The 8,194-nt window shown below is 62.3% G+C and carries 8 protein-coding genes, 1 tRNA gene and 2 pseudogenes; 3 read left to right on the top strand and 8 right to left on the bottom strand.

Going from position 1 to position 8,194, the window contains the following annotated elements; genetic code table 11:
- Positions 1 to 145: 145 nt before the first annotated feature.
- Positions 146 to 622 (bottom strand): annotated as a pseudogene (locus tag RMO57_RS01085) (magnesium-translocating P-type ATPase); the annotation flags it as partial.
- Positions 623 to 629: 7 nt separating this feature from the next.
- On the opposite strand from RMO57_RS01085, the gene RMO57_RS01080 reads away from it, so the two are divergent.
- On the top strand, positions 630 to 842 hold the full coding sequence (locus RMO57_RS01080) for a nitroreductase family protein (protein ID WP_414896352.1): 213 nt from the start codon (positions 630 to 632) through the stop codon (positions 840 to 842).
- Between the two features lie 13 nt (positions 843 to 855).
- Positions 856 to 1,323 (top strand): hypothetical protein, encoded by a 468-nt coding sequence (locus tag RMO57_RS01075; protein WP_310383435.1) that lies wholly within the window; start codon positions 856 to 858, stop codon positions 1,321 to 1,323.
- Here the strand turns inward: RMO57_RS01075 and RMO57_RS01070 are convergent.
- From RMO57_RS01070 to RMO57_RS01060, 3 genes are all read right to left on the bottom strand, one after another.
- On the bottom strand, positions 1,295 to 1,993 hold the full coding sequence (locus tag RMO57_RS01070; protein WP_310383433.1) for a VIT family protein: 699 nt from the start codon (positions 1,991 to 1,993) through the stop codon (positions 1,295 to 1,297). The genes RMO57_RS01075 and RMO57_RS01070 overlap by 29 nt on opposite strands.
- A 154-nt stretch (positions 1,994 to 2,147) precedes the next feature.
- Complete coding sequence (locus RMO57_RS01065) at positions 2,148 to 2,384, bottom strand: antitoxin Xre/MbcA/ParS toxin-binding domain-containing protein (protein ID WP_310383432.1); 237 nt, start codon at positions 2,382 to 2,384, stop codon at positions 2,148 to 2,150.
- 460 nt (positions 2,385 to 2,844) lie between these two features.
- A tRNA-Arg gene (locus RMO57_RS01060) sits at positions 2,845 to 2,921 on the bottom strand.
- Between the two features lie 133 nt (positions 2,922 to 3,054).
- Here RMO57_RS01060 and RMO57_RS21930 point away from each other — a divergent pair.
- Complete coding sequence (locus RMO57_RS21930) at positions 3,055 to 3,537, top strand: hypothetical protein (protein ID WP_414896351.1); 483 nt, start codon at positions 3,055 to 3,057, stop codon at positions 3,535 to 3,537.
- A gap of 469 nt (positions 3,538 to 4,006) precedes the next feature.
- Here the strand turns inward: RMO57_RS21930 and RMO57_RS01050 are convergent, their stop codons facing one another.
- The 4 genes and pseudogenes from RMO57_RS01050 to RMO57_RS01035 form a co-directional block, all read right to left on the bottom strand.
- Positions 4,007 to 4,669 carry a response regulator transcription factor gene (locus RMO57_RS01050; protein ID WP_310383431.1) on the bottom strand — a complete coding sequence of 221 codons (663 nt, stop codon included), beginning with the start codon at positions 4,667 to 4,669 and terminating at the stop codon, positions 4,007 to 4,009.
- 18 nt (positions 4,670 to 4,687) lie between these two features.
- The gene (locus tag RMO57_RS01045) at positions 4,688 to 6,595 is read right to left on the bottom strand and encodes a type IV pili methyl-accepting chemotaxis transducer N-terminal domain-containing protein (protein WP_310383430.1); all 1,908 of its coding nucleotides are present in this window, start codon (positions 6,593 to 6,595) and stop codon (positions 4,688 to 4,690) included.
- Between the two features lie 65 nt (positions 6,596 to 6,660).
- Positions 6,661 to 6,831: a hypothetical protein gene (locus RMO57_RS01040; protein ID WP_310383429.1), complete on the bottom strand. Its 171-nt coding sequence runs from the start codon at positions 6,829 to 6,831 to the stop codon at positions 6,661 to 6,663.
- 118 nt (positions 6,832 to 6,949) lie between these two features.
- Positions 6,950 to 8,194: pseudogene (locus RMO57_RS01035) on the bottom strand (hypothetical protein); the annotation flags it as partial.

Here is an 8,194-nt window from a genome sequence, read left to right as displayed (position 1 = left end):
GGCTGGCAGGATTCGAACCCACGACCCCTTGGTTCGTAGCCAAGTACTCTATCCAACTGAGCTACAGCCGCTCCAAGCCCTCTACTATAGCATCGAATTTTCGGTCTAAGTAATATTTAGATCTAACTATCCGATAGCTCGCGCGTTATTTACTCCACGATGCACTCCACGTCGCACCGCTTGCAGGCAACGTGCTGTAGCCGAGCAGGATGTCCAACAACCAGCCGCAATAGGCCGCCGGCAAGGCCTGCAGGCTGGAATAGCTGGCCAGCGGGCCCCAGGGCAGCCACAGACCCACAACAAGCCAGCCCGACTGGAACAGCGTCAGCTGCGCAACACTGTTGGCACCCAACACCCACCACATCAGGCCGAAGGTGAGGATGTCGAACCGCGAGCTGATCGGTCCGAACAACAGCATGAAGCGGCCGCTGTCCAACGGCTACCATTGCAGCGGCTTGGCCAGCGACTCAGGGTCGACATTGTCGAAGGGGATGCCGCTCTGGGCGATGTCGTACAGCAGGTGTTGCACCAGCAGTTACAAGGGCAGCATAGGCAGAAAAGGCAGGAAGGCACTGGCCACCAGCACGCTCAGCACATTGCCGAATGTTGAGGCTGGCCGCATGCAACTGGTGCCGGCGGCCCAGCGGGAGGCCTATGCCTACGCCATGGCCGGAGCAATGGCGCAGAACGTCTACCTGTACTGCGCCTCGGAGGGACTGGCCACGGTGATACGCGCTTGGTTCGACCGCCACGCGCTGTCGCAAGCCATGGGTCTGCAAGCCGATCAGCAACTGCTGCTGTCGCAAACGGTAGGGGCGATGAAGGCCGACCAAGCGGCCTGAACGCGATTCGCAAATGCGCAGTCACATCAACCCGCGCGCGGGCCAGCCGGCGTCCGCCAACGATCTCATCAATGTGAACCAGCTCATTGCGGCCGACTACGCCGAACGGCCCGATCCGGGCGGTGCCCGCTCAACAGGTGGCCTTCGGCACTTCGGGTCACCGCAGCTTGGCTGTCGCGATCTGGCGTTTAACGAATGGCATGTGCTGGCCATCGAGAAGCTCACCTCTGCGGCTGGCAACGGCGCGCCCATCGGCGGCATCAAGGTCTGCACGGCCAGCGCCAAGTTTGCCGCAAGACCGTCCGGCACCGAGGACATCGACAAGATCTACGCCGAGAGCTTTCGCGACCCGGCCCATTTGCAGGCGCTGCTGCGGAGAGCCCGGGCCTTGGTCGATGCCGCAATCACGCGGCGTGAAACGCTGGCTGTGCGTGCACCGGCAAGGCCTGCGTTCAAGCGCCAGCGACCGCACCAAACATGACCCCAGCGCCGGCGGTGACCGCCATAGCGGCGGCACCCCAAAACGCGACGCGCCAGCTACCGCTCACGATCGGCGCGCCGCCCGCCTTGGCCGACAGCGCCCCCAGGCCGGCCAGGAACAGCAGCGACGACACCGACACCCAGAGCATCAAATACGCCGGCGATGCCGTGGCCACGACGGCAATCGGCAAGACCGCGCCAACCGCGAAGCTGGCCGCAGAAGCAAGCGCGGCCTGAACGGGACGCGCCGCCGTCGTGTCGGACAGCCCGAGCTCGTCGCGCGCATGCGCAGCCAGCGCGTCATGGGCCATCAGCTTGGCGGCGACTTGATCGGCCAGCGCCGGCTCCAAGCCGCGGCCGACGTAAATACCCGCCAGCTCTCTTTGCTCGCCCACCGGATCTAGTTTCAGCTCGGCACGCTCGCGCGCCAGGTCGGCATGCTCGGTATCTTGCTGCGAATGAACCGAGACGAACTCACCGGCCGCCATTGACATGGCGCCAGCGATCAGCCCCGAGACGCTGGTCAGCAGAATCAAGCGCGGCTCGGCGCCCGCAGCGGCCACGCCGAGAACGAGGCTGGCGGTGGACACAATGCCGTCATTGGCGCCCAGCACGGCGGCACGCAGCCAGCCGATACGGTCGCTGCGGTGATGTTCGGTATGTCGGCGCATCGTGGGGTCTCAGTAAATCGTGCTGCGGCCGCTTACGCAGCCGCGTTGCACCGAAGCCGAACCGTCCAGCCTGAGCCAGTGCGGGGCTGCGGCCCGAGCGAAGCCGCCCGTTTGGCCATTGCAGCGCTCGGTGCTGGCATGAGCCTAAAACGCTTCACGCATGCAGGCGGAAGCCGTCCGCCCGGCGCAGGTGATAGGGCACAAATTCATCGACCGTGTCCAGTGAAACTGCGGCCTGCAGTACCGCATCAAGATCCGAGTCCAGTCTATCGACCGGACGCTGCCCTTCCAGATGCGCGTTTGCAGCCGCAAACCAAGCCGCCACCGCCCAGTCCGACCAAGGTTGCGGCAACTCCGCGCGCACATGCTGAGCCCCCGCGTGCAGGGCCAAGTCCGGCCCAACACCTCATTGGGTTCTTTCGGCGCGGTCGGCGCAGTTTGCGGCTTTGACTTCCCTGGGCTCGCAGGGCGCCCCGGCAGGGCTGCCGGCGAAGGGTCTGAGTTCTTTTGGCTCATCAGATACTCCGATCAGAAGTTTGCGCGGGCGAGCGCGTTGAAAACCTGAGCGTAAGTAAGCCACGCGCGTTCGACTGTGCGAAAGCGCACATGCTGACGTTTATTCAACGAACTAGAGACGCGGGCATGAAGTCTTCGACAGCTGTTCGCCCCGGCGCCGGCCAGCCGCGCGCGGCCGAGAACGAGCCAAGTGGCCGTTGGTACATCAGTTTGGCGATGCTCAAGCGCCAGCAAGAAGAAGGGACGGGGATGGGAATCCCGCAAAAGTCCTGCAGAAATGGAAAACGGGTCAGCAGCTTGGAGCTACTGACCCGTTGATTCTCTTATTATTTTTTTGGTGCGGCTGGCAGGATTCGAACCCACGACCCCTTGGTTCGTAGCCAAGTACTCTATCCAACTGAGCTACAGCCGCCAAGCCTTGCAGTTTAGCATGGATTTATTGGCCTAAGCGAGCACCGGCCTTGTCCAATGAAGCGTGAGCCTGAACCGAGGTTTTGAGGATGGCGAGTTGAAGCCGGTTGATCATCACAAACAGGGTATTCGACATGAACGAAGGCAAGCTAGACATGATTACCACGATCAAGGGGCGCTTGCGCGGCAGTGCTGCAGTCGAGTTCACTGCCGACAGCGGCACGGATCCCCGCAGGGCCGAGCATTACGCCGTCATCTGCCGCGTGCTGCAGCGTTTTGACTACCCCCCTGCCGGCGCAACAAAAGCGAGCGCGGCGTCTTCATTGGTCAAACGCTACGCCGCCCTAGTGCTCTATTCAAGCGCAAGTTCACGCCCACTGATGGCACGCCCTGCTGGTGGCGATGGACCGGCCAACGAGGACGCCTACGGCCCGGCCATCGCGCACCTGTTGCAGCCGCCGCGCCTTCTGCCGCCCCGCATCACGGCCGCGCCCGACTGGCCGAAATGGCCGCACGCGACAGCGACACGGCCCTGCACCGCAGGCTCAAGCACGACGTCGCGCCGGATCTGCTTGTCATTGACGAGCTGGGCTACTTGTCGTGTTCGAACCATCTAGGCAAGCCTTTCTCTGTTTATCTTTCACTTGTCGTTGCCGCGCCGGGCATTTCCCCGGGGGCCCTTTACTCTAAGAAAGCTCAACACAACTCCCCGCGGCGTGTGCTGGCGCGGCCTCGGGCGGTCTGCGTTGACGTGGCACCCTGCGCGCGATGACCGGGAGCCCACTGCTTGATCGCCTTGATAGTGAACTCTGGCAGCGGCATGAGTTTGACGCGCAAGGGGTGGCCGAGTTGGTTGAACGAACCAGACGCCACACACGGGACCTTGTTCTCCGAGCCTCGGCCGACCTTGGCGCCGGATCGCTCGCTGCTCAGATCGGCGGCGTCGAGCTGAAGCTCGCCGACAAGTCGGTTTTGGCCTGGCTGAACCTGAGATGCAGCCCACGTAGCCCGCCGGCTAACTCACCAGATGAGCCTGGCTGAGGATCATTGCGAATCAAGAACCAACTTAACTTAACTCAACTGAACTCAGCCCAAGCCACGCTCGCTCGCCCACACCGCCACTTGCACCCGCGAGCTCAGATTCAACTTTCGCAAGATGTGTTGAACGTGGATTTTCACGGTCGTCTCGGCAATGCCTAGCGTGCGTGCAATTTCCTTGTTGCTGGCGCCACGCACGATCTCGCGCAGCAATTCCTGCTCGCGCGGCGACAGCAGCGAACTGCCCTCATCCAAGGTGCCAGCGGGCGCGGGCGGCGCTGCTGCCGTGGAGGCCTTGAAGACCCGCACCAGCTTGTGCGTCATCTCGGCACTGACGACGGACTCGCCACCGACTGCACGGCGGATCGCCGCCGCCAAATCTTGCCCGTCGATGGTTTTGAGCAGATAGCCGGCCGCACCGGCCCGCAGTGCGGCCGCCAAATCTTCCTCGTCTTCGCTGACGGTCAACATGATGAACTGCGTCGTCGGCGCAAGCTCCAGCAAGCCGGGCAACAAATCAACGCCGCGCACACCGGGCATATGGTTGTCCAGCAGCACCACGGCGGGTTGCAGGTCCTTGACTCGGCGCATCGCCTCGCTGCCATCGGCCGCTTCGCCCACCACCTCCAAACCCGGTTCATGAGCCAGCAAGGCGGTCAGACCGCGGCGAAACAGGCTGTGGTCGTCGACCACCATCACGCGAATATTCATAGGGTCCAAACTGATGACTTAAACGGACTCGGACTCAAGCTTTTGCAGCGCCGCCATGCGCCCTTGCGGCGGCAAGGTCAAGCTGATCTGCGTGCCCTGACCGGCTTGGCTGCTGACCTGCAGCTTGGCGCCAATGCGCTGGGCTCGCTCACGCATGATGTGCAAGCCGACATGGGTCTCATCAAAGCAGCCTGCCAGTGCGTCGAAGCCGGCGCCATCGTCACGCACCTCGAAGCGCCACTGCGGGGCCTGCGTCACACGCAGTTCAACGGCGCTTGCGCCTGAATGTTTGCGTACATTGGAGAGTGCCTCCTGCAAGACATGCAGGACCTGCACTTGTTGATCCGGCGGCAAGGGCACGCCTTGCCCGGCCATTGTCAAGCGCGTGCTGAGCCCACTTTGCAACTCAAACTTGGACAGCGTGGTCCGCAAGGCATGGGCAATATCCTCGTCACCGGGCCGGGTGCGGAAGTGCAAGAGCAATTCACGCACATCGGCGTAACTCTCACGCACACCGGCATCGATTTCCGCCAAGGTGGTCTCGATTTCCACCGCCCGCCCGTCTTTGATTGCACGGCGCAATAGCTGCACCTGGATCTTCAAAAAAGCCAGCGACTGAGCGATCGAGTCGTGCAACTCCTGCGCCATCAAATTGCGCTCTTCGCTGACCGCCATCTCGCGGTCACGTGACGCTAGGCGAAGGTTGTCCAACTGTGTGGCCACTTGACCGGCCAAGGCATCGAACAAATGCCGCTCATCATCCGGCACCTGGCGCTCGCCGTAATAAAACAGCTCCACCTCGCCGACCGTGCGGCTGGGGGTGCGCATCGGGATGGCCACGACAGTCTGATAGCCGGCCGCTTCGCAATGTTTGAGTTTGCGTTCGCCCAGTGCAAGTATCGGGATGATGCGTGCGCCGGCCACCGTCTCAAGATGCTCACCACAGGCGCATTCACCGCGGCGCACGCAGCCCTCGGCCTCGACCATGCTGGCCGGCAAGCGCACTTGGCCCAGCATCAACAGGCGTTCTCCGTCCTCGGCCGCCAAGCGCACTGCCGCCGCATCGGCACCGGCAATGCGGCTGATCTTCAAGGCAAACTCCTGCGCCAAGTCTTCGATGCTGGCCGGGCTTTGCACCGCCATCAAGGCAACGTCATAGAGCGCGGCCAAGCGCTCATTTTGGCGCGCCAAATCGGCGGTCTTCTCCGCCACTTTGTGCTCCAGACCGCGGTAAGAAGCTTCCAGTGCATCCGCCATTGAATTGAAACCCAGGGCCAGCGAGGCAAATTCTTCGACCGAATCGCTCTCGTCGATACGCTGCGAAAAATTGCGTGCCGCCATCTGCTTCAAGCCGTCCCGCAGCCGCTGCAGCGGCTGAATGATCCAGACAAAAGTGCCCGACACAAACACCACCGAGGCCGCCGCAACCAGCACCACCAAGCCAAAACACAGACTGCCGAGCAAGGCAGTGCGGGTGGCAATCGCTTTTTCTATCGCCGAGACGAAGACATCGACCGTGCTGACAAATTGGTCGGCCTGATAGCGCAGGCCCGGGTCGCCTGGGGCCTGCAGCAACTTGCCGCGCAGTGGCAACCAGGCCCGCTCAACCTCCGCGAACCGGTCCAGGCTGGCTTGGTTGTCCGGAATGAACAGCGGCCGCGACGGATCGCCATTGCGCAGGCTCAACACCATGGCATCGAAGCCGGCCACACCATCGGCCACTTCAACCCGTTCGCCGGCCTGATGCATCAAGGTCAGCTTGTAGGTCAGCATGCGCATGCGACCGGCCTCGTTGATGGCTCCCGCCCCGCCCTCCAATTGCCATGACACCCACAACGTGAAGGCGATCGCGGCCAGCGCCACGACCAAGAACGTGGTTTGAATCAGGGCGAGCTTGCCCGCCAGACTTCGATAAAGCTTGCGCATGCCGAACGGTAGACGCTGGGCATGCGCAGTCTGTTGACTTAGGTCAAGTAGTCGCCAATCAAGTTTTAGCGGGAGGCGGCGGAAGCTGGCGCCTCCACCGCCGAGGCGGCAGCTTCGGTATGCGGTGCCGCCACATCATGCTTCTCGCCACTCATGTCGATGTCACCACCGCTCTTCATCAGAATGAAAATGGCCAAGGCCGCAAAAACGGCGAAACCGGCGAGTAATTTCCACATGGCGGTGATCTTTCAGCAAGTAAGCAATGCTGAATTGTTGCCGCCAATGCTGACACCAGACTGAGGCCCGGTCGCCTTGGGGTGCGGCCGGGCCCCATGGTGGATCAGCAATTCCGGGTCAATGCGGCAGCATCAGGGCAGTGAACAAAGCCTCGGTGGCCTCCTTGTTGAGGCGAATCTGCTGGGTCGGCTTTGGTTTGTCCTGGTAGCCGAGATAGACTTTGTCGGCGCGTTCGACCAAGATCGTCGAAGCACTCAAGCTAACACTCAGACCCGGCAGACCTGTCAAGCGCAGCACCCTTGCGTCTCCCAAGGCTTCGATGGTGTAGGCGCCGCTGCCAATCGACTTGCAGTTGCGTGGCGAGCGGTCGCTGGTACGCCTCAAGCAGCTCCAATACTTGACGCTCTTGTCGGCGCCGAACGAGAAGCGCAGATCGCGCCGACCCGTGCGGTATTCGCTGCTTGGCGCCTCAAACGCCGCATCAAACACCGAACCCAGCAACAAGGTGGATGCGCCCCAGGCTTCGTTGCTGGCACCGGTGGCCGCGTCGGCGCTGTAGACACAGGGTTGACCACGGTTGGCGGCAATCACTTGATCCAGGCTGCGCGCCGGCGATCTCATCGACGCATCGCTTTCGCTCGTCCAAGCCTCGCATTGAGGCTTCAGCCCTTGGTTCAGTCCGTCCACATAGTTGGACACGCTGCGGCCGTCATAGGCCGGCGGCCTGACGGTGTTGCTGCCGCTTTGGTAAAAGAGCTTGGACTTGGGCGGAAAGTTTACCGCCAGCGCATCGGCATGCACCACCGGATCAGGCCCCCAGGCACTGAACGAGACGCCCTCATCTTGATGCGGATAGCTGCGAATTTCTTTCACCACAGCCAGCATGCTCAGCCCGCCGATATCGCGGGCCTTGCGCTGATTGCTGCTGCGATAACTCTTGCAATAGCTGGACTCGCTCTTGCCATCTTTGTCCCAGACGGCGGCCTCGTGGACGAACTCGGCCGGGCAGGCGAACCACTCGCTGCCGGTCCAATAGGTGTCCGAGCGTTTCCAACTCTTGTCACCGCGCCCGTCGTAGCTAACCCCGAATTGCGACGAATCGGTTTGACCGTCGCTGCCGGTCCAGCGGTACTCCTTGAACTCGGTATAGCGACGCATGCCCTTGGCATCGGGCGTGTTCTGCTCGGCCGTGGCATGAAAACTGCGGTAGTCATAGTTGCCCTTGTCGCTGAAGCTCAACCAGCGCAGTGACATGCTGGCGGCCGGCGCGCTTGCCGCCTCATCAGGCGCGGCAGGCAGTTGCTGAATGGCATTCAACCCGACCACATTGGCGGCAGTCAAGCCCGCCGCCTTGGCCATTTC

It is taken from the genome of Roseateles sp. (assembly GCF_031397715.1).
GTDB lineage: Bacteria > Pseudomonadota > Gammaproteobacteria > Burkholderiales > Burkholderiaceae_C > Paucibacter_A.
The sequence above is the reverse complement of the archived record's forward strand: the minus strand, read 5'-3'. Positions and strand labels throughout refer to the sequence as shown.

What these genes read in the sequence shown, in the direction of transcription:
- RMO57_RS01075 (WP_310383435.1), top strand. Translation starts at nt 856, where the DNA reads ATGCGCAGTCACATCAACCCGCGCGCGGGCCAGCCGGCGTCCGCCAAC.
- RMO57_RS01070 (WP_310383433.1), bottom strand. Translation starts at nt 1,993, where the DNA reads ATGCGCCGACATACCGAACATCACCGCAGCGACCGTATCGGCTGGCTG.
- RMO57_RS21930 (WP_414896351.1), top strand. Translation starts at nt 3,055, where the DNA reads ATGAACGAAGGCAAGCTAGACATGATTACCACGATCAAGGGGCGCTTG.
- RMO57_RS01050 (WP_310383431.1), bottom strand. Translation starts at nt 4,669, where the DNA reads ATGAATATTCGCGTGATGGTGGTCGACGACCACAGCCTGTTTCGCCGC.
- RMO57_RS01045 (WP_310383430.1), bottom strand. Translation starts at nt 6,595, where the DNA reads ATGCGCAAGCTTTATCGAAGTCTGGCGGGCAAGCTCGCCCTGATTCAA.
- RMO57_RS01040 (WP_310383429.1), bottom strand. Translation starts at nt 6,831, where the DNA reads ATGTGGAAATTACTCGCCGGTTTCGCCGTTTTTGCGGCCTTGGCCATT.